Below are 25185 nucleotides of genomic sequence, written 5' to 3'. Positions count from 1 at the left end.
ATGGACGCGTCGACGACGCTGGCGGACCTGGACGAGGAGCAGCGCTACGCCGCCTTCGACCTCCTCCAGCAACAGCTGCCGCGGGTGTGGGAGGCCATGCGGCGTGACCGGCCCGAGGAGTCGGCGGTCGTCGTGCCGTCGGTCAGCCTCGAGGGAACGACGGCGACGAGCGGGACGCTCATGCAGGCGATGGAGGAGCGCGCGCTGTTCCAGCTGCTGCTGCTGCGACAACCGATGCTGCGGCTCGTCTACGTCACGTCCTCACCCATCGCCGACGAGATCGTCGACTACTACCTCAGCCTGCTGCCCGGGGTGATCCCCAGCAACGCCCGCCGGCGGCTCTTCCTGGTGTCGGTCGGCGACGCGTCGGCGCGGCCGCTGAGCCTGAAGGTGCTGGAGCGGCCCCGCGTGCTGCACCGGATCCGCGACCTCATCCCTGACCGGTCCGTCAGCCACCTGATTCCCTACACGACCACGGAGCTCGAGCGCGACGTCGCGATCAGCCTCGGCATCCCGATGTACGGTGCGGACCCGCGCCTCGCGCCGCTGGGCAGCAAGTCCGGGTGCCGCCGGCTGTTCAGTGACGTCGGCGTCCGCGCGCCGGCTGGGGCCGAGGGCCTCCATTCGGTGGACGACCTCGCTAACGCGGTGTCGTCGATGCGGGCCCACCTGCCGTCCTTGACGGAGGTGATCGTGAAGATCAACGAGGGTGTGTCCGGGTCGGGCAACGCGCTCGTCGACCTGTCGGGACTGCCGGCGCCCGGCGACCCCGACGAGGCGTCCGCGGTGCGCGCCCGGATCCACAGCTTGCAGCCCGAGGCTCCCGGCCTCGGAGTAAGCGAGTTCCTTGCAACGTTCGAGCGTCTCGGGGGTGTGGTGGAGGAGCGGATCACCGGGACGGCGCTGACCAGCCCCAGCGTGCAGATGCGCGTCCTGCCGGGTCGCACCGTCGAGCTGTTGTCGACCCACGACCAGCTGCTGGGCGGAGCGAGCGGCCAGCAGTACCTGGGGTGCGTGTTCCCAGCCGACCCGGCGTATTCCCGCCTGATCTCTGAGCCCGCGTTGGCCGTCGGGCGCGACCTCGCCGAGCGTGGCGTGCTGGGTCGCTTCGCCGTCGACTTCGTCACGGTTCGCGACGACGCGGACGACTGGACGGCCTACGCGATCGAGCTCAACCTGCGCAAGGGCGGGACCACCCACCCCTTCCTCAACCTGCAGTACCTGGTCGGCGGCGCGTACCACGGTGACGAGGGGCTCTACCGCGCGGCGTCGGGGTCCGCGAAGTTCCTCGTGGCGACCGACCATCTCGAGGACGAGCGCCTGATGGCGCTCACCCCGCGCGACGTGTTCGACGTGGTAGCACGCCGGCGACTCCACTTCGACAACTCACGCCAGACCGGTGTCGTCTTCCACATGATCAGCTGCGTGACCGAGTGCGGTCGGCTCGGCATGACGGCGATAGGGGACGACCCCGAACAGGCGCGGGAGACCTACCAGGACGCCACCGAGGCGCTGCTCGAGGAGGCAGAGCTGGCGTGCACACCGGGAACGCTGCCCAGGTGACGGGCAGCGGGGCCCTCGTCTGGTACGTCGCCTACGGGACGAACCTGTCGACTGCGCGGCTGGGCTGCTACCTCTCCGGTGGACGTCCGCCGGGAGCGGACCGCCGATACGACGGCTGCCGCGACCCGTCGCCACCCCGGGACGTCCGACCCGTCGAGCTACGTGGCCGCCTGTCCTTCGCCGGTGAGTCGAGCGTGTGGGGAGGTGGCATGGCGTTTTTCACCTGCGACACCGGCGGAGTGGTTCATGCCCGTGCCTATCTGCTGCGCCTCGAGCAGCTCGGCGACCTCGTCGCGCAGGAGGCAAGGCGGCCAGTTGGCGCGGCGCTCGTGCTCGAGACCGACGGGCACCCGACCCGTCACGGGCTCTCCCGGACGTACGACGTCCTGCTCGACGTCGGTGATCTCGACGGGCACCGCATGCTCACTCTCACCGGCTCGCGCGTCCCGCCGGCCCGCACCCCGTCGGCGTCGTACGTCCGCACGATGCTCGAGGGACTCGCGGACGGGTTCGGGCTCGACGCCGACAACCTCATCGCCTACCTCGCGGCCGCCGACGGGGTCGCGCCGCACTGGACCGTTGACGCACTGCGACGGATGTTGCCAGCATGAGTTGACCGCCCGGGCAGGTTCTTCGGTGCCTAGCGCCGACGCCGTGAAGGGACGAGTCGAGGTTCACGACGTCCCATTCGTATTGAGGCGTCGACTGCGGAAAGGTGGCACGTCGGGGCAACCCCGCCGTGGTCGCCGATGGTGGCGCCGTCTTGGGGACTGGGGCGAAGAGGCGCCTCACGTACTCGCCGCTGCTGGTCCTGTCCCGCCCGTTCCTGGACGGCGACAGTGTGGAAGGAGCTCATCAGCGGCGTCGCGCAGGACTGCGGCACACTGTCGGTGGACGACCACGGTGACAGGAGTGGGTTCCCAGTACTGCACGAGTGCCGCCTCCCGGCTGGCAGCGTCGTCTTCGCGCCTGGCCAAACGCAGCAGCTCCTCACGCAGCGCGTCGTGGAGGAGGTCGCCCCGGGTCGCGGTCCGGGCGGCGGACTGGGTGGACATGGTCGGATCCGTCCGGTCAGCCGTAGGCGTGCGAGAGGTGGACGAGCCTCCAGAGGCGCGAGTGCCGGTCGGCGGGTGCGGTCGCGGTGCTGACGTCGTTGCGACGCTTGTACTGCTTCACCTCGCGGGCGAGGCGCTGGTGTTCTGTCTCGCGGATGCGGTCGGCGATGATGGCTCGAGTGAGTGCGTCGGCTTCATAGGGGTGCATGTCGGGCTCCTTCGCTGGGATCTGGGTGATGACCCCGATCCTGAGCCGCGGATGAGGAAAGTTCTGTTCGCCAGGAGACACTCGGACAGATCACTCATGTACTGCGTCGGCGCAGCTCCGCCCGGTCCAGGACCTCGATCCGCGAGCGACCGAGCCTGACGACGTTGCGGTCCGCGAGCCGCTTGAGGACTTGATTGACGGGCGGCCGTGTCGCCCCCACCAGGTCTGCGAGCTGGGCTTGGCTGAGAGGGATCGTGACAGCGCCGTCGCTCCCGCCGTAGGCATCGGCGAGGTCCAGGAGACGACGGTGGACCCGACGGTCCAGGGTCTCGTACAGAGTCTCGAGGAGTCGCCGGCTGAGGAGGTCGATCCGGTCGGCCAGGAGCGTGGACAGGAGTCGTTCGATGTCCGGGTTGTTCTGGCAGAGCCGGTTGAATGCCGTTCCGGCGACCGCGAGTGTCTGGCTTTCCTCCAACGCCGTCACCGTTGCCGTGCGGCGTCTGTCGGTGCGCATGAGGGCGAGCTCGCCGAAGTAGTCCCCGGGTGAGAGGACCGTGAAGGTGGCGGCGGCGCCCGACGGCAATGTGCCGCGCACGGCCAGGTGGCCGCGTTCGACCAGGTGCAGCGAGTCCGCCGGGTCACCCTCGTGGCACAGAACCTCGTCACGCGCGAACGTGCGGCGGTGAGTAAGGGCGAGGAACGCCTCCCGGTCCTCGGGTCGAAGAGGTTCGAGCAGCCGCCACACGGCGTCAGTGGCCCGCGGCGCGAGGCCGGGGGGTCATCGCGCGTCTCCGAGGCCGAGGAAGTCCTCCACCTGTTGGGGCAGGGCCCGCACACTGATCGGCTTCTCGACGTAGCCGTCGAACCCGGAGGCGAGCGCCCGCTCGCGGTCGTCGTCCATGGCGAAGGCGGTGACGGCCACGACCGGTACCGAACGGGTGCTCTCGGCCTCCCGGAGTCGCCGCAGCGCCTCTGTGCCATCGATGCCGGGCAGCTGCAGGTCCATCAGGACGAGGTCGGGGGCGACCTGTGCGGCGAGGCGCACTCCCTCCTCGCCTGTGGTCGCCTCGACGACGTCATACCCGTAGTGGGTCAGCACGTCCCGGACGAGTTTGAGGTTCTTGGGGTTGTCCTCGACGACGAGGACCCGTCTGCCGGTCGTCACGCCCTCACTCCTCTCCTGCCACGCCGGGGTCTTGCAGGGAGGGCACAACCCGGGCAAGGGCGTCGAGCAGTGCGCCGCGTCCGATCGGCTTCACAAGGTATGCCGCGGCCCCCAGTGCGGCGCCGCGTTGCTGCTCGTCCACGATCGACACCACGATCACGGGGATGTCGCGGGTGTCGGGGTCCTGCTTGAGGCTGCTCAGGACCTCCCAGCCGTCCATGCCCGGCAGCCTGATGTCGAGCAGCACCGCGCTCGGCCTGTTCTGGCGCACGGCCTCGAGCCCGGCCTGGCCGTCGCGCGCGGTGATGACCCGCATCGAGTCGCCGTCGAGGAAGGCCGTGAAGAGATCAAGCGAGGGCCGGTCGTCCTCGATCACCACGACCTCGCACATCCCGGAGGTCGATGTCGGAGCGGCGGCGTTGTCGCTGGTGCGCGACGGGAGCATGAAGCCGAAGGTGCTGCCAACGCCCACCTCGCTCTCCAGCCACATCCGGCCCCCGAGCAGCTCGACGATGCGGCGCGACAGGGTCAGCCCGAGTCCGGTGCCCTCTTCGCGTGAGGCACCTCGGCCGCCCTGCTGGAAGGACTCGAAGATGCGCTCACGGTCGGCTTCCGGGATCCCGACCCCGGTGTCGGTCACCGTGACCTCGATGTCGATCGGCGTCCGACGCGCCCGGACCACGACCGAGCCACCGTCGCCGGTGAACTTGACGGCGTTCGTCACGAGATTCAGCACGACTTGCTTGAGCCGAAGCTGGTCGGAGTACGCCTGCACCAGGCCCGGCTCGACGTCGACGCTGAGGTCGATGCGGCGAGCGGTCGCCCGCTCGCGGAGCATGGCCATCGCCTCCTCAAGGAGCACGCGCAGGTCGAAGCCGGTGTAGTCGATCTCCATCCGCCCGGCTTCCACCTTCGACAGGTCGAGGATCTCGTTCAGCAACTCCAGCAGGTGCTTCCCAGAGCTGTGGATGTCGCGCAGGTATTCCTCCTGCCGGTCGTTGATGTCGCCGAACATGCGCTCGAGCAGCACCTCGGAGAAGCCGAGCACAGCGTTGAGCGGGGTGCGCAGCTCGTGCGACATGCTCGCCAGGAACTCCGTCTTGTGCCGGCTCGCCAGCTCGAGGGCGAGGCTCTGGTCCTTCAGCTCCCGGAAGAGCTGGGCGTTCAACAGCGCCAGCGCCGACTGGCTGGCGAAGGTCTCCAGGAGGTCGACGACCTCGGGGGTGAAGTCGCCGGTGCGCTTACGCCGAACGATCAGCGAGCCGACGATCGTGTCCTCGCGAAGCAGGGGGACGGCGACGAGGGAGGACCACCCGGCGCTGTGCAGGATCGCCAGGTGCGGGTCGAGCTCGACGGCCGCGAGGTCAGGAACGACGATCGGGCGCCGCTCCAGCGCGGCTCTCCCGACGAGCGTCCGGTCGAGGTCGATCCTCACCGAGCGCAGCTGCTCGACGACCTCGGGGGCCGTGCGGTAGACGCTGCGAACGACGAACCGGCGGTCCCGCTCGGCGTACTCCATGATCGAGCCACCGTCGGTGCCGGACAGAACGACCGCGTGCTCGGCAATCGTGTCGAGGACATCCTCGACGTCGAGGGTCGAGCTGACTGCCTCGCCGACCGCGCGGAGCGCCTCCAGCTCGTCGACCTTGCGGGCCAGCTCCGCGCTTCGAGTCTCCAGTTGCTGGACCAGCCCGACGCCGTTGACGGCGATGGCCGCCTGAACAGCGAACGCGCTGACGATGCCCACCTCGCGGTCGTCGAACGGGCGGACCTCGTTGCGCCACACGTTGAGGGCCCCGACGACCGCGTCATCGACGATCAGCGGGGCTGCGATCACAGTGCGGAAGCCCGCCGCTCGCTGAAGGTCGTAACGGCCGTAGTCCGGGTCGGCCAGCACGTCCCGGATCTGGAGCGTTCTCCGCTCCAGGCCGACGCGTCCGGTGAGGGTCTCCCGGTCCATCGTGATCGGGTGCTCGGTCAGCACCTGCCGGGACGCCTCGGAGAGCCCGACCGTCATCCTGAGGCGGAAAGTGTCGCCCTCCACGAGGTAGAGGTGCGCGGCCTCCGACCGGCACAGCCGTCGCGCGTTCTCGACGATGGTGGTGAGCACCGCCTCCGGGTCGGCAGTCGACCGGCCCATTGCCTCAAGCACTTCAGACGTGGCGCCGAACTGGTCAGCTAGGGCGTCGTAGTCCCGGCGGAGCTGCTGGTGCTCCGCGGCGCTGATGGAACCCCGGTTTGGGAACGGCGCAGCTTCGACCACGGGCGAGTCCTCCCTGCGGTCGGGCACGCTTGACCGCATCAACCAGTGTCCACCCGCGTCGTCGGGGTCGGCAACCACCGGCAGGGCGCACCTGAACGCCTCACCCGTGAGAAGGTGTTTCAGATGTAGAAGCGGCACCTTCGTAGGCGACCATTCGCTCATCGGCAGCTCCGGTTGTTCTACTGAGCAGTCCTCATCGATCTCAGACAGGGCGAGCTGCTCTTTGGAGCGCCTGCCGCCTCTTCGACGGCCCTGTCTCCGAAGTTATGGGCGTCCTGCGGCAGACGCTTCAGCGGTAGGTCGTCGCGCCGGCGGCCGTCGATGCCGCCCGGGCAGCGTCACGGCAAGGTCGTGGTGACGTCAATGCGTTGCTCGGTGGTGGTGCGCAGCCGCCGACCCTCCGCCTCCAGGACCGCCTCGGTGGTCCCGCGTACGGTCGAGCGCAAAGGCAGCAGAGCCTGCGTCGAGCCGCGGATCAGTCCGCGCATGGACCCCTCGCCTGAGATGACCTCGACGCCCCGTTCTGAGCACTCGCAGCGACGAGCAGCCGACCGCGTCCGCCGTTCAGGCGGACGCGGTCGCAGCCGCGCTCGCGGAGGCCCACCTTTCCGAGTGGGCGTTCGTGCTGTCCGCCACGGTCCGCGTCGCGGGCGACCTCGACGTCGCGGAGGAGTGCGCGCAGGAGGCGTACGTCAGCGCGCTCCGGGCCTGGGCCCGCGATGGCATCCCGGAACGGCCCGGCGCGTGGCTGACCACCGCGGCGCGGAACAAGGCGCTGGACCGGTTGCGGCGCGAGGCCACCCTCCGGCGCAAGCTCCCGCTGCTGGTGGAGCCGGCGACTCCCGATCCGGACGACCAGAACCTTCCGGACGGTCGGGACACGGCCGTGCCGGACGACCGGCTCCGGCTGGTGTTCACCTGCTGCCACCCCACCCTTGCCCCCGAGGCCCGCGTCGCCCTCACCCTGCGCCTGGTCTGCGGCGTTCCCACCCCCGACGTCGCCCGAGCCTTCTTGGTGTCCGAGTCCACGATGGCGGCACGGATCACCCGCGCCAAGAAGAAGATCACCGAAGCGCGCATCCCTTACCGGGTCCCGAGCCGCGCTGAGCTGCCCGAGCGCCTGGACAGCGTCCTCACCGCCGTCCACCTGCTCTTCAGCACCGGCCACACGGCCGGCGAAGGGGACGCGCTCGTCCGCGAGGACCTCAGCGACCGAGCCCTGCACCTCGCGCGCACCCTCGCCGCGCTGCTCCCCGAGCAGCTCGAGGCACGCGGGCTGCTCGGCCTGCTGCTCCTCACCGACGCCCGCCGGGCCACCCGGACCGATGACCAGGGCCGGCTGCTCCTGCTCGCCGACCAGGACCGGACCCGTTGGGACCAGCGCGCCACCGTGGAGGGCCTCACCGTGACGGCCGGGGCACTCGCGGCCGGCCCACCGGGGCGGTTCACCCTCCAGGCGGCGATCGCCGGCGTCCATGCGGTGGCGCCGTCCTTCGAGGAAACCGACTGGCCACGCGTCGTGCACCTCTACGACATGCTGCTGGCGGTCTGGGACACCCCAGTGGTCGCACTCAATCGGGCCGCCGCCGTGGCATTCGCAAACGGACCAGCCGCCGCGCTGCCACTCCTCGACGAGTTGGCGACCGACCCCCGACTCGCCGACTACCCCTACCTTCCCGCCACACGGGCCGACCTGCTGCGGCGCCTTGGCGACGCCGCCGGCGCGGCTCAGTCGTACCGGCGCGCGATGGAGCTCACGGCGAACGCCGCCGAGCGCGCCTTCCTCGAGCAGCGCCTCGCCGAGATCAGCCGCGGCGCCGACGCCGAGCCCGCGCCCGACTGAGCTGCTAGCGACGCTCGTACCAGAGGGCCAGGGCGGTGCGCGAGGTCAGGTCCAGCTTGGCCAGGATCCTGCTGACGTGGTTCTCGACGGTCCGCTCCGACAACGTGAACTGCCGTGCGATCGCTGCATTGCTCATCCCTCGGGCGACCAGCGCCGCCACCTCGGCCTCGCGAGGAGTGAGCACCGGGTCTTGCTCACCTGTACCGAGCAGTGCGTCGAGCTGGTCGACCAGCGGTGCCATGTCGAGTCGCCGCGCCAGCTCGAGCGCGCAGTGGGCGTGCGCGCGGCCAGCGCGCGAGCGGATCGCCTCGACGGCGGCGAGCTCGGCAAGCACGTACGCCTTTGCCGGGAGGGCGTGGATCTCCTCGGCCGTGGCCAAGGTGGACCGCAGATGCTCATCTGCCGCCGTCAGGTCGCCGAGCACTCTGGCCAGACGGCCGAGTATCAATCCCACGGGACCCTGGTAGGGCGCGTGGGCGTGAGCGATGACGTGGTGGTGCTCGTAGGGCAGGAGCGCGGCGTACAGCGTCGCCGCGTTGTCCTCGTCACCCAGCGAGGCGCAGACCTCCGCGGCGTCGGCGATCGTCATCAAGAACTCCGGAGCCTCGACCGGCACTGCCGCGATGTGGGCTGCGAGCGCTCGCCACTCGTCGGCGGCCTCCGCGCGGAGGCCGGCACTCTCGAGCGCCACGCACAGCCAGGTCCGTGCGACGAACGGCAGCTGCTCGACCTGCTCACGCACCGCTTCGAGCAGAGGCTTCACCGTGCCCTGATGGCGCGCCGCCTCAAAGGTGAACGGCAACCGCAGGAACGCCGCGTCGCTGTGCTCGCCGCCGATCCTGGCTGCGTCCTCGGCAAGGCGAACGACGTCGTCGAACCGGCCATCCACGAGCGCCTGTGAGGCTCGCACCAGGAGCACCCGCGACTGCCAGGCCGGACCCAACCGCTCGGCGAGCGTGGTCAGTGCTGCTAGCTCGCCCAACAGCTCCACCCGCTGACCGTTCGCGGCGTGGACGTCCATCGACCACAGATGGCCCCACGCCTGCATCTCTCGATCGCCGACGGCCAGTCCCAGCGCGACCGCGCGGCGTGCGAGCGCCAGGCGGTCAGCCGCCCGCAGTGGGTCCTGCAGAGCCGCGACGCGCGCCTGGATCTCGACGAACTCGAGCTCCGCGTCGATCCCCGCCTCGACGTCGATTGGATCCTGTGCGCGGAACACGTCCCGGGTCGCCTCCACCTGGGCCACCACCCGCGCCGCTTGCTCCTGCCCTGCTGGTCCGACGCTCTTCAGCAGCGCGAGCGCCTCGCTGGCCAACCCGTGCACACGCGCGCGCAGCAGCGGGTCGAGTGGCCGGCGGACCAGGGTGGCTGCAGCCGCCACCAGCGACGGGTCCGTGCTCCTGGTGCAGCTCTCGACTATGGCTACGCAGCTGCGCACGGCCTCCGCCACGGCGCCCGCGGCGTACTGCTCACGAGCCCGGTTGAGCTTCTCGTGGAGATCGTCCTCCATGTCCACCACGGTAGAACTCGCGAAGCCGAGCTGTCGCCGCCCATGTTGAGGGCTCGTTTGAGTGGTTCCCCTCATGTGCACCCGGCACCGGTCTCCCTAGCGTCGCACCACTCGGCAGCACTCTGCAGCGTCGATCCAGGAGGACCACCATGACGACCCACTCCGTCCAGCCGACTCCCACAACCCAGCCGCTGCGAGCCGATCTGCGCGCCGCCCTGGCTCCGGGCTTGCTCACCGTCATCGCGGGTGCTGTGCAGGGCGACGGCGCGCTCATCACAGCTGCCTACCGCAACGCCTCGCCGGTCTCCGACGAACAGCTGTCCTACCCGTGGGAGGGGGCCACCGCGATCACCACGTCGCTGATCTGGGGCATCACCCAGGTGCTGATCGTGGTCGGCCTCATGGCCTTCGCTCGCAGCGGCGCGGCGCCCACCACAGCCGGCCGAGTCGGAGGACGGCTCGCCGTGGCGGGAGCCCTGCTGTACGTCATTGCCCACGCGCTGTCGCTGGTCGCCTACGACGCTCCTCTGGACGACCCGCTCGCCGTCGCCGTGCTGTCGTCCTTCGGCGTCGGCACGCTGCTCACCGCGGTCGGCCTCGTCATCGCCGGCATTGCAACACTGCGGTCGGGCGCCTGGTCGGGCTGGCGCCGGTACACACCGCTCGTCCTCGGAGCCTGGATGGTCGCGATGATGCCGCTGCAGCTCACTCCGGCGCTCCCGCTCGCCGTCGGCATCTACGCGCTCGCCGTCATGGGCCTGGGTCTGGCGTTGATCGTGGAGGGCCTGGCGCGGGAGGCACGTCCGTGACGAGTACGCCGCGACAACGCTCTGCAGCAGCGCTCGCTGCTGCGGCAGGGCTCGGGTTCGGCATCCCCGGCATCTTCGGGATGCGTCACTTCGTCGAGACCGGGGACATCTGGACATTCGCCGGCTTCCCCACCTACGGCGAGGGACCGTTCGAGAACATCGGCCTCGAGACCAGCACTCCGCTGCTGGCCGGGTTCGTCGTGGTCTGCCTGGCCGAGGTCGGGCTCGCAGCGGCTCTGTGGCGAGGCGAGCCGAAGTCGACGACCTTGAGCCATTCACTGCTCCCGATGGAGGTGGCCTACTGGTCGGGCTTCGCGCTGCCCTTCGGCTTCTTGTTGGGGATCGGCCGCACCGCGCTGTTGCTGACCCGCCCCAGACCTTTCTTCGGCAGCTTGACCACTCAGCCGCTTCCTCCAGTGCGGCATACGGCCCGGGCGGCCGGTGTGGCGTAACGGCGCTGCCGGCGAGGGCCCACCACCATGGCCGCCGCACGTCGCTCCCGGGGGTTTCCGACCAGCACTCATTTGCCGGATCCGGAAGCCCCGAGCGGGCCCGGTCGTCAGCTGCACAGGGCCGCGTCGACCAGGATGCGGGCAACGTCGGAGAGCTGATCGTTGACGAGGACGACGGTTGATCGGTCATTGCCGTCGAGACTCCACGCTTCGGTGCTGATCCCCTTCAGCCGCCCGGAGTGTCCCATCGCTGGACCGCACGAGAAGCGTTCCCGGGCCAAGCCGAGACCGTAGTCCGAGAACTCGCCGACATTTCCTCGGGTGGTTCGCATCTGTCGTAAGGCCTCCGGCCCCACGAGGTTGCCGGACCACAGCGCCTGGTAGAACGCATCAACGTCTGCGGCCGTCGCGACGACGCTGCCGGCCGGCGGGATCCACTTCAGGAAGAACTGCTCAGAGACGTCGGTCCCGTCGTCGTAGCCGCGCACGTCCCACGGGCCGAAGAGGTTGGCGGAGGTCATTCCGGCTGGGTCGAAGACGCGGGTCTGGAGGACGTCACCGTACGACGCATCCAGGATTCGTTCGGCTGCGAGGCCGAGAGCCACGTACCCCTCGTTCGAGTAGCTGCCGCTCGTGCCGGGCCGGAACTCCAGCGGGTGCTCTCCAATTGCTCGGAGCAGCCGGCTGGAGTCGCTGCCCCAGCGGCGTAGCTCTGCATCGGTGGCGTGCGGGAGCCCCGACCGGTGGGACAGAAGCTGCCCGACGGTGATGGGCTGCGCGACGCTGCCGAGCTCTGGGACCCACTGGTCGATCGGGTCGTCCAAGGCCAGGCGGCCGCCCTCGACGAGCTGCATGACGACTGTCGCGGTCATCGACTTCGTGATGCTGGCGAGGGGGAAGCGCATGTCGGCCTGCATGGCTATTCGCGGGCGCAACCTGGCCTCGCCGTCGGTGAGGACCTGAACCTGCCCACCCGCGCGCACCAGAGCAATGACGCCGGTCGTGAGCTCCTCGTACGCGTCGACGCGCTGCTCGAGTGTGGCGACAGCCGAGAGGAAGCCGCCGTCAGTCTCCGGCGTGTGGGGTGTGGCGCCGGGTTCGTCCGACGAGCACCCGGCGGCAAGAACCCCTGCCGTGACGACCAGCGCCCACAGAGCGCGCATATCGCTAGTGTGACTCCGGCCGGTCGGCACCGCTACGGATGTCTGGACACCTTCGACCGGCCGTGAGAGGACCGTCGATCCCAGCGCGCCTCCGCTTGCGCCCACATCCGGACATCGGGCGCCGAGTCCCAGGGCTGTGAGCCGGCCGGCGCGGAGGCGGCCGGCGTTCGGTCGGCGCTGTCGGTGGGCCTGAGGGTCCTTCGCCTCTGCCGCCGGCCGCGAACCGGTCGTAGCGTCGAGGGTGACAACGGACCACGCGTCGCCGCACGACGCTCGGGCGACCACCACGGCGAGGCCATCTCCGAACCACCCCACGATGAGCGCCGGCCCCAGCCGCCGCCCGGCTCTGCCCTGCGTTGCCGTCCCTGCGACTCCGTCGAGCGTCATCGCCGCCCCGAGGACGTGCGCCATGGCCACCACCGATCGACCGACCGACATCGCGTCGGCCCCCCGACCCCACGCCCGGCGCGGGGAGCTCACCACCCGCTCCGCGTGGCGCTTCTTCGCCGCCACGTTCGTCCTCAGCTGGGGCCTCGGTGCGCTGGTGGTCACCTTCATGGACCAGGTCGAAGCCTGGTTCGGCCCGATGGGCTACACCAACCCGGCATTCATCCTCATGGTCTACGCCCCGGGCTTCCTCGGCATCTTCATGGTGTGGCGCCACTACGGCCTCGCCGGGCTGCGCGCGTTCTTCCGCCGCCTGACCATGTGGCGGATGAGCACCGGCTGGTGGCTGCTGCTGGTCCTCGGCATGCCGGCCGTCTTCTACGCCGGCGCCGTCATCACCGGCACCATCGGCGACTTCCCGTTCGACCCCTGGTACGGCGTCCTGCCGGCCCTGCTGCCGGCGTTCCTCATCGGACCGATCGAGGAGTTCGGGTGGCGCGGCGTGGCCCTCCCGCTGCTTCAGCGCCGCTACGCCCCGTTGTGGGCGGGACTCATCCTCGGAGTCGTGTCCGCGACCTGGCACGCCCCGGCGTTCCTGATGTCCGGCACCAAGCAGTCCGCGTGGAGCTTCTGGCCCTACTTCTTCGGCGTCATCGCCATCGGCGTCATCCTCACCGCGATGTTCAACGCCGCGGGCGGCAGCCTTCTCATCGCGTTCCTCTTCCACGCCCAGATGAACGGCCCCGCCTGGCCCGACGCCCAGCCCTGGGACATGATCGGCTTCGTCCTCGTCGCCCTCGTCGTCGTGTGGGTGAACCGGGCGGCGATGCTGCGCACCGGCAGCGGATCCACCGACGTGCTGCTGACCGATGACCCGGCTCCGGAGTCCGAGGAGCCGGACATGTCCAGCACGCCTGAGACCCGAAGCACGTCGAACGCGCGCCGTCACGCCGGCGTGGAAGGGGCCGTTGACGGGTCATGACCACTCCGCGAACGACCGCCTGGGACGGGTCGGGCCGCGACGTACGACCCGTCGCGGGGCAGGGGCGCGCACCGCGCAGCGATGCCTGGTGGCGCTGGATGGCCGGCGTTGAGGTCGGCGCTGTCGTGGTTGCAGTCCTCACCGACTGGGCCATTCCCGCCGTCGTCATCGTCGTGCTTGCCGCCTTGTCGTTGCTGCTGCGACGCCGCGGCCCCAGCAGTCTGGGCTTTCCACCGCGAGTCGCACCCATGGCGACTGGTCGCGCAGATGGCCGTGTTCTCCGTGGGGTGGACACTTGTCAACGTCGCGGCCCTCATCCCGGTCACCAACCACCTCAGCGGCACCCGCCAAGACGTCAGCGCCTTCGCCGACCTCGAAGGCGATCTGGGGCTGCTCGCGCTGTACCTGATCGCCTCGTGGGTGCTGGCCGCGTTCTGCGAGGAGGTCGCGTTCCGCGGTTACCTCCTGACCAGGCTCACGGACATCCTCGGACCCGGCCGGCTGCGACAGCTCACCGGCGTGCTCGGCTCCTCGCTGCTGTTCGGGATGCTCCACACCGAACAAGGCATCGTCGGGGTCGTCGCGGCGGCCATGGCCGGGGCGGTCTTCTGCTTGCTGCGCTACCGGTGCCGAACGCTGTGGGCACCCATCCTGGCCCACGGCTTCGACGACACCATCGGGTTCACCTGGTTCTACTTCTTCGGCCCCTTCTACGGACTGTGGTGAGCACCATGTCGAACGAGACCGATCGGTGAGCCGGCCGTGAACCCGGGCGCGGTCTGCGAGTGGCCGGGGTCCCCATGGTCGGGTTGTTCACGCCCGCCGTGCTGCTCTGCTATCCGATTGGGGCGATTGCGTACTTGTTCTACGGCACGCGGAAGGCTGGAGGCCGTGCGGCCATCCCCTGGTCGTGGATCCTGAGTGTCGCGCTGGTCGTCATTCATCCGGCTTTCATCCCGACCTGAGGCACCAGCACGAGTTGGTGTGCGCATCGGCAGGTCCGGACATCGGCGGGTTGATGCGCTCAACGCGGCTTGGGCGGGCGCGTGACGTGGTCTGATCGGTGCATGTCGTACTCGACGTCGAGCGGGCCGTCGCTGTGGTCATCGAGTGACCGGAACGTCCGCACGTACTCCATGCCGATGGATTCGAGGAGACGACGAGACCTCACGTTGTCCGATCGGGTCTGCGCGATGACGCGGTCCAGTCCGACAGTCGTGAACGCGTGCTCGAGCAGCCTGACGGCGGCATCCCGTCCGTAACCGTTACCCCAGGCGGACCGCGCCAGCCGGTAACCCAGGTCGGCGACGCCGGGTTCGTCTGGTTGGTCCGGCCCGTGCGCTGGCGGCAGCATCATCAGCCCTATGAACGCACCGGGTCGAGGGACCGTCGGGCCGGTCGGGTCGGTGCGCGTGAACGTCATCCAGAAGCCCAGACCGTCGGCCCAGGATGCGAGCTCCATGCGTCGCGCGTGAGAACGCTCGACGTCGGCGCGCGAGCCAGCGGGGCCGCCCACGTGCGCCATGACGTCGGCATCGAGGTCGAGCTGGACCTCCAGCTCCAGATGCTCGGACGTGAGCGGCCGCATGACGAGCCGTTCGGTCGTCAGGACGGGATGAGTCATGAGCGCCACCCTGACATCGGCACGCGACGACCGCGAGCGCCTTTCCGGGGCCCCTGTCCGGGCCGGCTGGGCGAAGGGGTGGCGGCAGAGGGGGCGCCCGGCGCCGATCTCAGGCGGTAGACGGGTGGGCACCGCGCCAATCGTTCGACGGACGACGACCACCTGCTCGGCGACCGGGGCCGCGACCGGGCCGGTGGCTCGCGGGGCGCAACAGCTGCGTCGCCGCGCGCGCGCCGCTGCGAGCGCTGAGGCGCTACCGAACAGTCCGATCGTGACTCGCCGAACTGGGCACGACGCAGACGTCCGGTAACGGCACACACCGACTTTCGGCTCATCGGCTACCGCTTAAGGACCTTGGACCCTTACCCCACACCTGCCGCGCGAGCCAGGGTGGTGTGGTGGATGCTGCCGATCAGGGACGGCGCCGCGAGCGTTAGGGGTTGCGGGATGCGGCGTACGACTGCACTGGCTGCGGCCGGAACGCTGTGCCTGGTCCTGAGCGCGCCTTTCGCGTCCACCCCCACCGCAGCTAGTGCGGCGACTGGGACCTGTCGCGGCGAGCCCGCGACCATCGTCGGCATCGGTGGGCGCGACATCCTGGGCACGGAGGGGCGCGACGTCGTCATCACCAACCGCAGCCAGGTCGTGGACACCCGCGACGGAGACGACCTCATCTGTGTGACCGGTCCGGACGACCCGGACCGGGGGTCGTACCACCCGGTCGACCTGTCGGCGGGCCCCGGCAACGACGTCGTAGACGGCACCGCCGCCCGGAGCTGGCCGGTCCAAGGCGAGCTCGGGCTCGGAGCGGACTTGTTCTACGGCGGGGCCGGGAGAGACGACGTCGAGGGCGGCACGTCCCGCACGCCCGACTACACCCATCAGGACTCCGAGGTGGACGTCATGCGGCCCGGAGGCGGCTATGACGTGATCACCAGCGGAACCGCCGGTCTGCCCAACTCGGACGTGGTCGATCTCGGTGGCGGCAACGACTTCCTGAGGTGGTCGGGCACGTGGTCGGCGACCGCGTCGGTGACCGGGGGCGCAGGCTCAGACGCCGTCTACCCCGCGGCGACGACCCCGGGGAGCACGGAGCTCGACTTCGTCGCGGGCACGCTCGAGCGCGACGGTGCGAACGTGCTCACCTTCAACTCGCTCGAGGCCTTCACGCTGGGCTCCATCGAGACGCCCAACATGTCCGTGACGGTCCGCGGCAGTGACGCATCCGAGGGGGTCAACCTCTGGGGTGGTCAGGCCCGCGCGGTGACGGCCGACCTCGGGGGCGGCGACGACGTCCTGTCGATCATCCAGGCTCCCGTGGAAGCAGCGCTGACAGGTGGTGCCGGCCGCGACCTGCTGGAGGCGGGGTCCGGCAATCTCGGGCTTGCCTTCGACCTGGCCGCAGGCACCCTCCGTGTCGGAGACGCCACACTCGCCGCCCAGGGGTGGGAGGACGCCCTGCTCATGGCGCCGGACGTCAGCATGACCGGCACCGCCCCGGACAATGAGCTCAGGTCGGTCGCGTGCCGGTCCACCGTCCGGGGGCTTGCCGGTGACGACAAGCTCTCGTTCGCCACCGACGAGGATCACTGGGACACCTACTTCTTTTCCTGCCCCCAGCGGCTCACCGCTTTCGGGGGCCCCGGCGACGATGAGTTCAGCGGAAGCCTCGGCGACGACCGGCTGATCGGCGGCGCGGGCCGTGACCTGTTCCGCGGAAACCCGGGTGACGACACCATCGCCGGCGGCCGCGGCGACGACGTGGCCGACGGTGCGGGCAGCTACGACTACAGCGGCGACCTCTACGGCGGTGGGCCAGGGAAGGACACGATGACCGGTGGCCCCGGGTCCGACACCCTTGACGGCGACAGCGGCGACGACGTGATCGTGGGCGGTAACGGTCGCGACAGCGTGGACGGTGCGCGAGGGCGCGACCGCTGCGTCGCGGAGCGCGAGCTCCGGTGCGAGCGCTGAACCGGGCCAGGGTCGTCCCATGGCGTGGAGGGGGCATACGTCGCCCGGGCGGATAGGTTCAAGTGTGCTTGTTCAACTCTCCGGTGTGCCGGGGTCAGGCAAGACCAGGCTCGCGAGATCCATCGCGGAGGCCACAGGCTTCGTGGTTGTCGACACAGACGTCTTGAAGAGTTCGATCGTCGGTTCTGGCGTACCGGTAGCAGCCGCAGGACCCGTGACGTACGACGCGGCATTGGCGCTCGCCCAGGACCTGTTGGAGCAAGGTCGGACGGTTGTCCTGGACTCACCGTGCAGGTATCAGCAACTGCTGGATTCCGGTCGCCGAAAGGCTGGCGCCCTCGGGGTTCGCTACGCGTTCATCGAGCTGTGGGTTCGAGACTGGTCGGTCGTGCTCGGTCGCCTCGACGAACGGTCGCCCAGAGTTTCGCAAGTGGCATCGGCAACAACCCCCGTTCCCGGAACTGACTGGGAGTTCGGCACGCCCAAGGCGACGCTTGAAGCTTGGCAGAAGCAGCTGGTCCATCCCGAGCATGACTGGCTCCGACTCGACGCTGAAGGTGCGGCGGAGGACAACCTGCGCACGGCCCTTCGATACCTCGGTCCCGAAGCGTCCGGGCCGGACGGCGGCGTCGAACGTGCGGATCTTCTTCGATGAGTGCGGCCCCAGGTCGACCTACGCGATGCCGTCAGTACATCCACCGGGGTGTCACACGGGGTACGCCATCGGCGGGCCACAAGCGCAGGTGACGTGGGCAGGTCCGACGACGTCCGGCGTGAAGCTGGCAACGTGATCGCCGTCGTCGACGCGGCGCGGTATCTCGCGCTCGGTGGGCGTTCGGCTGAGGGGGATGCAGGGCAGCCGCGCCCGCGTTCTCTGGAAACACGGTGGGTATCCAGCTCTCTCGTCGCCATCTTGGCACTCCGCCCCTGGACCGTCGCACGGGGCGTTGTCGGTGGTCGTCGATAGACTCGAACACATGATCGAGACGCTGGCAGAGCGCGAAGCAGGTGGGGTCGAGGACCTCACCGCCTCCAACCTGCTGCGCGCGATCCACGACCGTCGCGCCGAGGAGGAGCGCGCGGCGGCCGACCAGCTGGTGCTCGCGGCTCAGTGGGCGGACCTGCACCCGCCGGAGTCGATCCACTCGGCCGCGGCCTTCACGGTGCCAGGGTCCGAGCACGAGGAGCCCATCGCGGGTGAGGGCGCGCCACTGGTGGCGGAGTTCTGCCTCGCCGAGCTCGGTGGCGTGCTGGGCGTGTCGACGACGGCGGCGAAGAAGCTCGTCGGCCACGCCCTCGAGCTGCGCCACCGGCTTCCGCGGTTGTGGGCGCTGGTCCAGGCCGGGCGTGTGCCGGCGTGGCGGGCCCGGTCGGTCGCGGAGGTCACGATCCACGCGACGCCCGCGCTGACCCAGGAGGCGGCGGGGTTCGTGGACGCGCAGGTGGCCGCCGTGGCGGGGAAGGTCGGGGCGACGCAGCTCGACCGGCTCGTCGCCGAGGCGATCAAACGCTTCGACCTCGCCGAAGCGGATCCGGCCGCGGACCCGGAGGACGGCTACCTGTCGGTTGACCCGCGGCACGTGACGATCCATGACGAGGACGTGCACTTCGCCGGGACGATGCGGCTGGAGGCCGAGCTCGACATCGCCGACGCCGTCGACCTCGACCGGGCACTCGCCCACGGCGCCGCCACGTTGAAGGCCCTCGGCTCCCAGGCGCCGCTCGGGGCCCGCCGCTCCGCAGCCCTCGGCGACCTGGCCAGGACGCAGACCGCCCTCGACCTCCACGCGAGCGGTCAGGGCAGCGCCCGCGCCGCTGACGGGCTTCCCGTCGCCCGCGAGGTCGTCCTCCACGCGCACTTCGACGCCGGCTTCTCGGGCGAGGCGACCGTGTTCGGTCCGACCGGGCGGATGGAGGAGGGCCAGCGCCTCGTGCTGCTGGAGCAGGTCAAGGACTGGTGCGCCGACTCCCGCACCAAGGTCACCGTCAAGCCCGTCATCGACCTCAACGCCCAGCTGTTCACTCCCGCGTACGAGGTCCCCGACCGGATCCGCGAGCAGGTCATTCTCCGGGACCGCACCTGCGTGTTCCCGTGGTGCACCCGTCCCGCACGCGGTTGCGACGTCGACCACGTGATCGAGTACGACCACGACGCGGAGGCCGAGGGCCGTCCCCAACCCGGACCCACCGCGACGTGGAACCTCGCCTGCCTGTGCCGGTTCCACCACCGCCTGAAGACCCACACCGCCTGGACCTACCGGATGGTCGAGCCAGGCTGCTTCAAGTGGACCAGCCCCCACGGCCATCGCTACCGACGCGACCGGACCGGCACCAGCCCGATCGATCCTGCCGAGCCGCCCGACCCGCCCGCTATCCCGCGACCTCGCCGACCATGACCCCGCCCCACACCCCGCCACCCACCAGGTTGGCGGGGCCACAGGCACGTCCGGGCCTCGATACCGTCGGGCCCGTGGACCAGCACCGACCGTTCCCGCACGCCGTCGAGGCTGCCGCGGGGGTGCGTCTGCGGCTCGCACAGGACGATGATGCCGAGACCATCGCCGGGTGGACGCAGGCACCCGAGGTGCATCGGCGGTGGGGTGGGCGGGCCATCGACGTCGACGAGGTCCGTGCCTCGTACACGGGCCGTCGCTCCCCGCAGGTGGTCGCCTACGTCGTCTGCGACCGCGGGGGCCCCGTCGGGTACGCCCAAGCATGGCAGCGGTCCGACCGGTGCGGCATCGACATGTTCATCGCTGCCCACGCCCAAGGTCGAGGAGTGGGCTCGGCTGCGGGCCGAGCGCTCGCCGAGGAGCTGACCGCCGCCGGATGGGTGCCGCTCACCGTTGACCCGGCGCTGGACAACACGCGGGCGATCGACGCATGGCGGGCGGCGGGTTTCGTGGAGACCGGTGATCCGGCGTACGACGGCGGGGAACTCGTGCAGCTCATGACCTTCGTCCCCTGACCAGACCTGGATCAGTGGGTGTTGTGCCACCCGAACAGCAGGTGCGGGCCCTGGACGCGGTGGTCGGCCAGGTCGCGCGCCCACCTCGGGACCTACCTGAAGACCCCCGCACCTCGCCTAGTCGGCGGCGTCGGCGATGTCGACGACGAGGCGCGGCGGGTCGGTCAGCGTGAAGACCCGGAACGGTCGCTCGGCGCCCTCGACGCCCGCGAAGACCTGGGTGTAGCCCTCGAACCAGCCGGTGACCTGCACCTCGGCCACGGACCCGGCCGGCCCGAGCCGTGCCGGGACCTCGAACGAGCCGGGCTCGGGCATGGCGGTGCCGGACGCGCTGATGGTCAGCACGCGGTCGCCCTCCAGCGGGACGACGTCGCCGCTGCCGTCTGCGACGGCCTCCTTGCTCCAGGCCACGCCCCAGCCGGGGACGGTGGTGCCGCTGAGCTCCAGCACGACGCGGTCGAAGCCGTCGTGCTCGCCCAGGCGTACGTCGACCAGCTGGAGGTCCCAGTCGCCCTCCGGCTCCGCCGTCTGCGGGTCGGTCGACTCCGGGAACGGGGGACCGTCGGGTGCGGGCGGCGGCGCGGCCGGCGTCGCGGGCGCCGTCTCCGCTGACGCGGACGCCGAGGGGGTGTCCGACGGGGTCGAGGCCGCGTTCCCGGAGGATGCCGACCGGTCGGGCGACGTCGTGGACGCGTCGCTCGCCGCGGTGGGGGAGGCGTCGGTCCCGCAGGCCGTCAGCAGCAGCACCGCAGCCGCGAGTGAACCGCCCAGCGCTCGACCCATCGTTCTCCCTCGGTAGTGCCGTCGACCGGCCGGCCCAGCCTAGGGGCCGGGGCGGCCGGTCCCGGGGATCACGGCCGGTGCGTCACGGGCGCAGCAGGATCTTGCCGCGACGGCCGGGCTCGCCGTTCGCGCGCGCGGCGTCGGCGATCTCGTCGAGGCCGTAGACCTTCTCGACCGGGAGCGTGAGCGCTCCCGACCCGATGCCGGAGACCAGCTCGCCCATCAGGGTGCCGCGCTTCTCGCGCGACATCGCGGCGAAGACCTTGCTGCCCCAGAAGCCCTTGATCACGACCTGCTTGAAGATCACGTCGCCCGACCCGATCTCCATCGTCGGCGAGGCCATCGCGCCGAAGACCACGAGCACGCCGTCCTCGGCCAGGAGCGAGACGACGTCGCCGGCGGACGAGCCGCCGACGGAGTCCACGCCCGCGACGATCGGGGCGTCGCCCACGATCTCTCTCACGCGGTCGCGCCAGCCGTCGTCGTCCGTCGCGACGACCTGCTCGATGCCCTGCTCCGCCAGCTCGGCGACGCCGTCGGCGCGGCGTACGAGACCCAGGACGTGGACGCCGCGGGCCTCGGCCAGCTGCGACAGGAGGCGGCCGACGGCGCCGTTGGCGGCGTTCTGGACGATCCAGTCACCCTCGGACACCTCGAGGAAGTCGAGCAGGGCGATGGCGCTGAACGGCATCGACACCAGCTGGGAGGCGGCCTCGTCGCTCATGCCGTCCGGCACGGGGACGAGCCCGGCGGCCGGGGCGACGATCAGCTCCGCCCACGCCCCGAAGCTGCCGCCGGTGGCGACCCGCTGGCCGACCTCGAGGCCCTCGACGCCCTCGCCGAGCGCCTCGACGACACCGACCGCCTCGGTGCCGGCGCGGGCAGGCATCTCCGGCTTGAAGCCATAGCTGCCGCGGGCGGTCCACAGGTCGTGGTTGTGGATCGGCGAGAGCAGCACCCGCACGAGGACCTGGCCGGGACCGGGCTCCGGGTCCGGCACCTCCTGGACCGAGAGGACCTCGGCCGGGTCGCCGAACCTGGGCTGGACGAGTGCGCGCATGGGACTTCCTTCCGTCGCTGTTCTGCCTGTTGCCTGTGGGACGTACGCCGGGCACAACCACCGGACGGGCCCGGCTATGCCGCGCGAGAACCCGCTGAGGGAAGGGTCACAGGGCCGGCTGGTGCGGCGCGGCACACTGGGGAGCATGCCCCCCGAGTCGAAGACCTGCCAGTCGTGCGGTCGCACCATCGAGTGGCGCAAGAAGTGGGAGCGCAGCTGGGACGACGTGCGCTACTGCTCGACGGCCTGCCGCCGGCGGGGCGTGTCGGACGTCGACCGCAAGCTGGAGGACACGATCCTCGACCTGCTCGCCCAGAGGGCGCGTACGTCGACGATCTGCCCGTCCGACGCCGCGCGGGCGGTGGGCGAGGAGGACTCGTGGCGCGAGCTGATGGAGCCCGCGCGACGCGCGGCGAGGCGGCTCGTGGACCGGGGCGAGGTCGAGATCACCCAGGGTGGCCACGTCGTCGACCCCTCGACCGCCAAGGGGCCGATCCGCATCCGGCGCCGGTGAGGCGGGTGCCGGGGGCGCGCCCGGTCAGAAGCAGTAGCCGAACCGCTCCAGGTCCTCGGCATGGGCCTCGGCGACCAGGCGTCGGCTCGTGACGGAGTACGAGCGCCAGTAGGCGCGCTCGCGGTCGGTGACGTTGGTGCGCGGCACGGCCAGCTCGAGGCCGAGGTGCTCGGCGAGGTCGGCCTCGAGGTGCTCCATGCGCAGCACCACGTCCGCCTCGACGACGTGGCCCCGGTTGATCCTCGACGGCCGGACCGGGGTGCCGACGGCACGCTCGAGCCACGCGTCGAAGTCGAGCGTCACCGCGTCGACGATGCGGTCGACGGCGCCCGGCACGTCGTGGACCCACGAGTCGGGACGACGCAGCTCGTGCACCCACCGCGTCCGGGTGCGGGTGTGCTCGGCGACGTAGAAGTCGAAGGGGTTGCGGGTGGTCGTCACGATCCGCATCCCGTGCCCGGCGTCCACGGCACCGGCGTCGACGAGCTGCCGCACGGTCGCGTGCTTCGCGTCCACGCCGAGCTCGCGGGCCTGCTCCCGTCCCACCACCTCGGTCGCCCCGCGCTGGGAGACCAGGGCATCGATGAGGGCGGTGCTGCCGGTGCCGGGGGCGGCGGTGACGAGGAGGCCGGCGCAGCGGTCGAGCAGCGCCATCAGCCGGCGTGGTGACAGGGAGGGCCTGGGTGCATGCAGGTATTGCAGCAGACGCCCGGTCGAGGGCCGGGGTCGCCCGCGTCGGCGGTCAGTCGCCGAAGAGGTGGTCCTCGGCCTCGACGGACGTGATCTCGAGCCGCAGGGCCATGACCTTCTCCGACGGCAGCCCGAGGCGCGACAGGATGACCTGCACCTGCGGCAGCACCCAGCTGTAGGACTGCACCGCCACGCGGCCCGCCTCGCTCTGCACCCGGATCCACACGACGGGGTCGCCCCCTCGGTCAGGCAGCCAGTGGGCGTCGAGGACGCCCGCGGGCGCCAGCGACGTCACGATCGGCAGCATCGCCGCGTCGGCGGCGCGACGGAGCTCGTCGTCGGTCACCCGCCCACGCTAGCCCTGCCGGCGTGTGCGGGTTGACGCGCACGCCTCCCGGGCTGTGCGATGGGTCGATCCCGGGCCCGACCCAGCAGGGTCCGGACGACCCGCGAGGGAGGTCCAGTGCCGGACGACGAGCAGGTCCGCGAGCTGGTCCGGCGGTGGGCCGCCGCCGTCCACGGGGGAGACCTCGGCACCGTCGTGGCCGACCATGCCGACGACATCGTCATGTTCGACGTGCCGCCACCGCACCGCGGCGTCCGTGGCATCGAGGCCTACAAGGAGACGTGGCCGCCGTTCTTCGAGTGGCAGCGCTCGGGTGCGGTGTTCGAGATCGACGAGCTCGAGGTCGAGGCGGGCGACGACGTCGCGTACGCCTTCGCGCTGCTCCGCTGCGGGACGCCCGAGGAGCTCGCCGAGCGGCCCGAGCAGCGGCTGCGGCTGACCTTGGGCCTGCGGCGCGAGGGCGGACGGTGGGTCGTCGCCCACGAGCACCACTCGTTCTGCGACACCTCGGGCGCGGGGGGCTGAGTCGCTCGCCGCGGTCCGCCGTCAGCGGATCCGCCCCCGGCAGAACGCCCTGTGGTGACGCCCCACGGCGCGCCACGCTGGCGGCATGACCACCCACACCACCTCCGAACGCATCGAGGACGAGCTCGTCCGGCGGCTGATGCACCAGCGCATCGTCGTCCTCGGCGAGGAGCTCGGCGAGCGCAACGGCAACCGCCTGATGCACCAGCTCCTGCTCCTGTCCGCCGAGGACCCGCGCGCCGACATCAGCCTCTGGATCAACTCACCCGGCGGCTCGGTGTCGTCGATGCTCGCCATCCACGACGTCATGCGGCTGATCCCCAACGACGTCAGCACCCTCGCCATGGGCATGGCCGCGAGCGCCGGGCAGTTCCTGCTCTCGGCCGGCACCCCCGGCAAGAGGTACGCGCTGCCGCACTCCCGCGTGCTGCTCCACCAGGGCTCCGCCGGCATCGGCGGCACCGCCGTCGACATCGAGATCCAGGCCGACGACCTGCGCCACACCCGCGACACCGTCCTCGGCCTGATCGCCGAGCACACCGGCCAGGACCGTGCGACCGTCGAGCGCGACTCGCGGCGCGACCGATGGTTCAGCGCCGAGGACGCCCGGGCGTACGGCTTCGTCGACCAGGTGATCAGCTCGGTCGACCACGTGACACCGGCGCGCACGCGCGCGGTGGGACTGGCAGGTGCGCGATGAGCAGCTACACGATCCCGTACGTCGTCCAGCAGACGCCGCGCGGCGAGCGCACCCTCGACCTCTACTCGCGGCTGCTCTCGGAGCGGATCATCTACCTCGGCACCGAGATCGACGACGGCGTCGCCAACGCGGTCATCGCGCAGATGCTCCACCTCTCCTCGGAGAACCCCGAGGTCCCGATGAGCCTGTACGTCAACTCACCCGGCGGCTCGATCACCGCGATGCTCGCGATCTACGACGCGATGCAGTTCGTGAAGCCACCGGTGGAGACCGTGTGCGTCGGGCAGGCCGCGTGGACCGCGGCGGTCCTGCTCGCCGGGGGAGCGCCCGGTCGGCGCGCGATCCTCCCGCACGGACGGGTGGTGCTGCACCAGCCCGCCACCCAGGGCCGCGGCACCATCCCCGACCTGATCCTCGAGGCCGACGAGGTGGCGCGCGTGCGGCTGCTGCTCGAGGAGGTGCTCGCCCAGCACACCGGGCGCACGCCCGAGCAGATCCGGCAGGACACCGACCGCACCCTCGTGCTGCCGGGCGAGGCCGCGGTGGACTACGGGCTCGTCGACACGGTCCTGCGCGAGCAGGCGCCGGCGCTCAGCTGAGG

27 protein-coding genes are annotated in these 25185 nt (G+C 70.8%); 15 read left to right on the top strand and 12 right to left on the bottom strand.

What is annotated here, in order from left to right:
- Positions 1 to 1563 (top strand): peptide ligase PGM1-related protein, encoded by a 1563-nt coding sequence (locus NYO98_RS09110; protein WP_268111305.1) that lies wholly within the window; start codon positions 1 to 3, stop codon positions 1561 to 1563.
- A gap of 209 nt (positions 1564 to 1772) precedes the next feature.
- On the top strand, positions 1773 to 2174 hold the full coding sequence (locus tag NYO98_RS09105) for a hypothetical protein (protein WP_268111304.1): 402 nt from the start codon (positions 1773 to 1775) through the stop codon (positions 2172 to 2174).
- A 460-nt stretch (positions 2175 to 2634) separates the two neighbouring features.
- On the opposite strand, the gene NYO98_RS09100 is transcribed toward NYO98_RS09105, so the two are convergent.
- The 5 genes from NYO98_RS09100 to NYO98_RS09080 form a co-directional block, all read right to left on the bottom strand.
- Positions 2635 to 2826: a hypothetical protein gene (locus NYO98_RS09100; RefSeq protein WP_268111303.1), complete on the bottom strand. Its 192-nt coding sequence runs from the start codon at positions 2824 to 2826 to the stop codon at positions 2635 to 2637.
- Positions 2827 to 2920: 94 nt separating this feature from the next.
- Positions 2921 to 3571 carry a Crp/Fnr family transcriptional regulator gene (locus NYO98_RS09095; RefSeq protein WP_268111302.1) on the bottom strand — a complete coding sequence of 217 codons (651 nt, stop codon included), beginning with the start codon at positions 3569 to 3571 and terminating at the stop codon, positions 2921 to 2923.
- A 33-nt stretch (positions 3572 to 3604) separates the two neighbouring features.
- Positions 3605 to 3991: a response regulator gene (locus tag NYO98_RS09090; RefSeq protein ID WP_268111301.1), complete on the bottom strand. Its 387-nt coding sequence runs from the start codon at positions 3989 to 3991 to the stop codon at positions 3605 to 3607.
- Between the two features lie 4 nt (positions 3992 to 3995).
- Complete coding sequence (locus NYO98_RS09085) at positions 3996 to 6131, bottom strand: hybrid sensor histidine kinase/response regulator (RefSeq protein WP_268111300.1); 2136 nt, start codon at positions 6129 to 6131, stop codon at positions 3996 to 3998.
- Between the two features lie 461 nt (positions 6132 to 6592).
- A complete protein-coding gene (locus tag NYO98_RS09080) occupies positions 6593 to 6742 on the bottom strand; it encodes a hypothetical protein (protein WP_268111299.1) in 150 nt (49 codons plus the stop codon).
- A gap of 134 nt (positions 6743 to 6876) precedes the next feature.
- Between NYO98_RS09080 and NYO98_RS09075 the strand changes: the two genes are divergently transcribed.
- Positions 6877 to 8097 carry an RNA polymerase sigma factor gene (locus NYO98_RS09075; protein WP_268111298.1) on the top strand — a complete coding sequence of 407 codons (1221 nt, stop codon included), beginning with the start codon at positions 6877 to 6879 and terminating at the stop codon, positions 8095 to 8097.
- 4 nt (positions 8098 to 8101) lie between these two features.
- Here NYO98_RS09075 and NYO98_RS09070 read toward each other — a convergent pair whose 3' ends face one another.
- A complete protein-coding gene (locus NYO98_RS09070) occupies positions 8102 to 9607 on the bottom strand; it encodes a response regulator transcription factor (RefSeq protein WP_268111297.1) in 1506 nt (501 codons plus the stop codon).
- Between the two features lie 149 nt (positions 9608 to 9756).
- Here NYO98_RS09070 and NYO98_RS09065 point away from each other — a divergent pair, with 149 nt between their 5' ends.
- Together NYO98_RS09065 and NYO98_RS09060 are read left to right on the top strand one after the other, a co-directional pair.
- Positions 9757 to 10416, top strand: a complete 660-nt coding sequence (locus NYO98_RS09065; protein WP_268111296.1) for a hypothetical protein — start codon at positions 9757 to 9759, stop codon at positions 10414 to 10416.
- Positions 10413 to 10868, top strand: a complete 456-nt coding sequence (locus NYO98_RS09060; RefSeq protein WP_268111295.1) for a hypothetical protein — start codon at positions 10413 to 10415, stop codon at positions 10866 to 10868. The genes NYO98_RS09065 and NYO98_RS09060 overlap by 4 nt, the downstream gene beginning before the upstream one ends.
- Positions 10869 to 10975: 107 nt before the next feature.
- Here the strand turns inward: NYO98_RS09060 and NYO98_RS09055 are convergent, their stop codons facing one another.
- Positions 10976 to 12442, bottom strand: coding sequence for a serine hydrolase domain-containing protein (locus NYO98_RS09055; protein WP_268111294.1), 1467 nt, complete (start codon positions 12440 to 12442; stop codon positions 10976 to 10978).
- Between NYO98_RS09055 and NYO98_RS09050 the strand changes: the two genes are divergently transcribed.
- Entirely contained in the window at positions 12441 to 13400 is a 960-nt protein-coding gene (locus NYO98_RS09050) for a CPBP family intramembrane glutamic endopeptidase (protein WP_268111293.1), read from the top strand. The two genes, NYO98_RS09055 and NYO98_RS09050, sit on opposite strands and share 2 nt — an antisense overlap.
- Before the next feature lie 282 nt (positions 13401 to 13682).
- Positions 13683 to 14126, top strand: a complete 444-nt coding sequence (locus NYO98_RS09045; RefSeq protein WP_268111292.1) for a CPBP family intramembrane glutamic endopeptidase — start codon at positions 13683 to 13685, stop codon at positions 14124 to 14126.
- Between the two features lie 298 nt (positions 14127 to 14424).
- Here the strand turns inward: NYO98_RS09045 and NYO98_RS09040 are convergent, their stop codons facing one another.
- Positions 14425 to 15024: a GNAT family N-acetyltransferase gene (locus NYO98_RS09040; protein ID WP_268111291.1), complete on the bottom strand. Its 600-nt coding sequence runs from the start codon at positions 15022 to 15024 to the stop codon at positions 14425 to 14427.
- Between the two features lie 447 nt (positions 15025 to 15471).
- On the opposite strand from NYO98_RS09040, the gene NYO98_RS09035 reads away from it, so the two are divergent.
- The 4 genes from NYO98_RS09035 (at position 15472) to NYO98_RS09020 (ending at position 19966) form a co-directional block, all read left to right on the top strand.
- The gene (locus tag NYO98_RS09035) at positions 15472 to 16998 is read left to right on the top strand and encodes a calcium-binding protein (protein WP_268111289.1); all 1527 of its coding nucleotides are present in this window, start codon (positions 15472 to 15474) and stop codon (positions 16996 to 16998) included.
- A gap of 64 nt (positions 16999 to 17062) precedes the next feature.
- On the top strand, positions 17063 to 17653 hold the full coding sequence (locus NYO98_RS09030) for an AAA family ATPase (RefSeq protein ID WP_268111288.1): 591 nt from the start codon (positions 17063 to 17065) through the stop codon (positions 17651 to 17653).
- Between the two features lie 322 nt (positions 17654 to 17975).
- A complete protein-coding gene (locus NYO98_RS09025; RefSeq protein ID WP_268111287.1) occupies positions 17976 to 19394 on the top strand; it encodes an HNH endonuclease signature motif containing protein in 1419 nt (472 codons plus the stop codon).
- A gap of 74 nt (positions 19395 to 19468) precedes the next feature.
- On the top strand, positions 19469 to 19966 hold the full coding sequence (locus NYO98_RS09020; RefSeq protein ID WP_268111286.1) for a GNAT family N-acetyltransferase: 498 nt from the start codon (positions 19469 to 19471) through the stop codon (positions 19964 to 19966).
- Between the two features lie 117 nt (positions 19967 to 20083).
- Here NYO98_RS09020 and NYO98_RS09015 read toward each other — a convergent pair whose 3' ends face one another.
- Together NYO98_RS09015 and NYO98_RS09010 are read right to left on the bottom strand one after the other, a co-directional pair.
- The gene (locus NYO98_RS09015; protein ID WP_268111285.1) at positions 20084 to 20749 is read right to left on the bottom strand and encodes an AMIN-like domain-containing (lipo)protein; all 666 of its coding nucleotides are present in this window, start codon (positions 20747 to 20749) and stop codon (positions 20084 to 20086) included.
- A gap of 82 nt (positions 20750 to 20831) precedes the next feature.
- Positions 20832 to 21809, bottom strand: coding sequence for a zinc-binding dehydrogenase (locus NYO98_RS09010; RefSeq protein WP_268111284.1), 978 nt, complete (start codon positions 21807 to 21809; stop codon positions 20832 to 20834).
- Between the two features lie 145 nt (positions 21810 to 21954).
- Between NYO98_RS09010 and NYO98_RS09005 the strand changes: the two genes are divergently transcribed.
- Complete coding sequence (locus NYO98_RS09005) at positions 21955 to 22323, top strand: DUF2256 and DUF3253 domain-containing protein (RefSeq protein ID WP_268111283.1); 369 nt, start codon at positions 21955 to 21957, stop codon at positions 22321 to 22323.
- A gap of 24 nt (positions 22324 to 22347) precedes the next feature.
- Here the strand turns inward: NYO98_RS09005 and NYO98_RS09000 are convergent, their stop codons facing one another.
- Positions 22348 to 22977, bottom strand: coding sequence for a hypothetical protein (locus tag NYO98_RS09000; RefSeq protein WP_268111282.1), 630 nt, complete (start codon positions 22975 to 22977; stop codon positions 22348 to 22350).
- A gap of 88 nt (positions 22978 to 23065) precedes the next feature.
- A complete protein-coding gene (locus NYO98_RS08995) occupies positions 23066 to 23359 on the bottom strand; it encodes a hypothetical protein (RefSeq protein WP_268111281.1) in 294 nt (97 codons plus the stop codon).
- A gap of 117 nt (positions 23360 to 23476) precedes the next feature.
- Here NYO98_RS08995 and NYO98_RS08990 point away from each other — a divergent pair, with 117 nt between their 5' ends.
- The 3 genes from NYO98_RS08990 to NYO98_RS08980 all read left to right on the top strand — a co-directional run bounded on the left by NYO98_RS08990 (position 23477) and on the right by NYO98_RS08980 (position 25183).
- Positions 23477 to 23884, top strand: coding sequence for a YybH family protein (locus tag NYO98_RS08990; protein ID WP_268111280.1), 408 nt, complete (start codon positions 23477 to 23479; stop codon positions 23882 to 23884).
- Positions 23885 to 23969: 85 nt separating this feature from the next.
- Positions 23970 to 24584, top strand: a complete 615-nt coding sequence (locus NYO98_RS08985) for a ClpP family protease (RefSeq protein ID WP_268111279.1) — start codon at positions 23970 to 23972, stop codon at positions 24582 to 24584.
- Positions 24581 to 25183, top strand: coding sequence for a ClpP family protease (locus NYO98_RS08980; protein ID WP_268111277.1), 603 nt, complete (start codon positions 24581 to 24583; stop codon positions 25181 to 25183). The genes NYO98_RS08985 and NYO98_RS08980 overlap by 4 nt, the downstream gene beginning before the upstream one ends.
- Positions 25184 to 25185: the final 2 nt, after the last annotated feature.

Source organism: Nocardioides pini (assembly GCF_026712185.1).
Lineage (GTDB): Bacteria > Actinomycetota > Actinomycetes > Propionibacteriales > Nocardioidaceae > Nocardioides > Nocardioides pini.
Note: the sequence above shows the minus strand (reverse complement) of the source record. Positions and strands in the feature narration are given on the sequence as shown.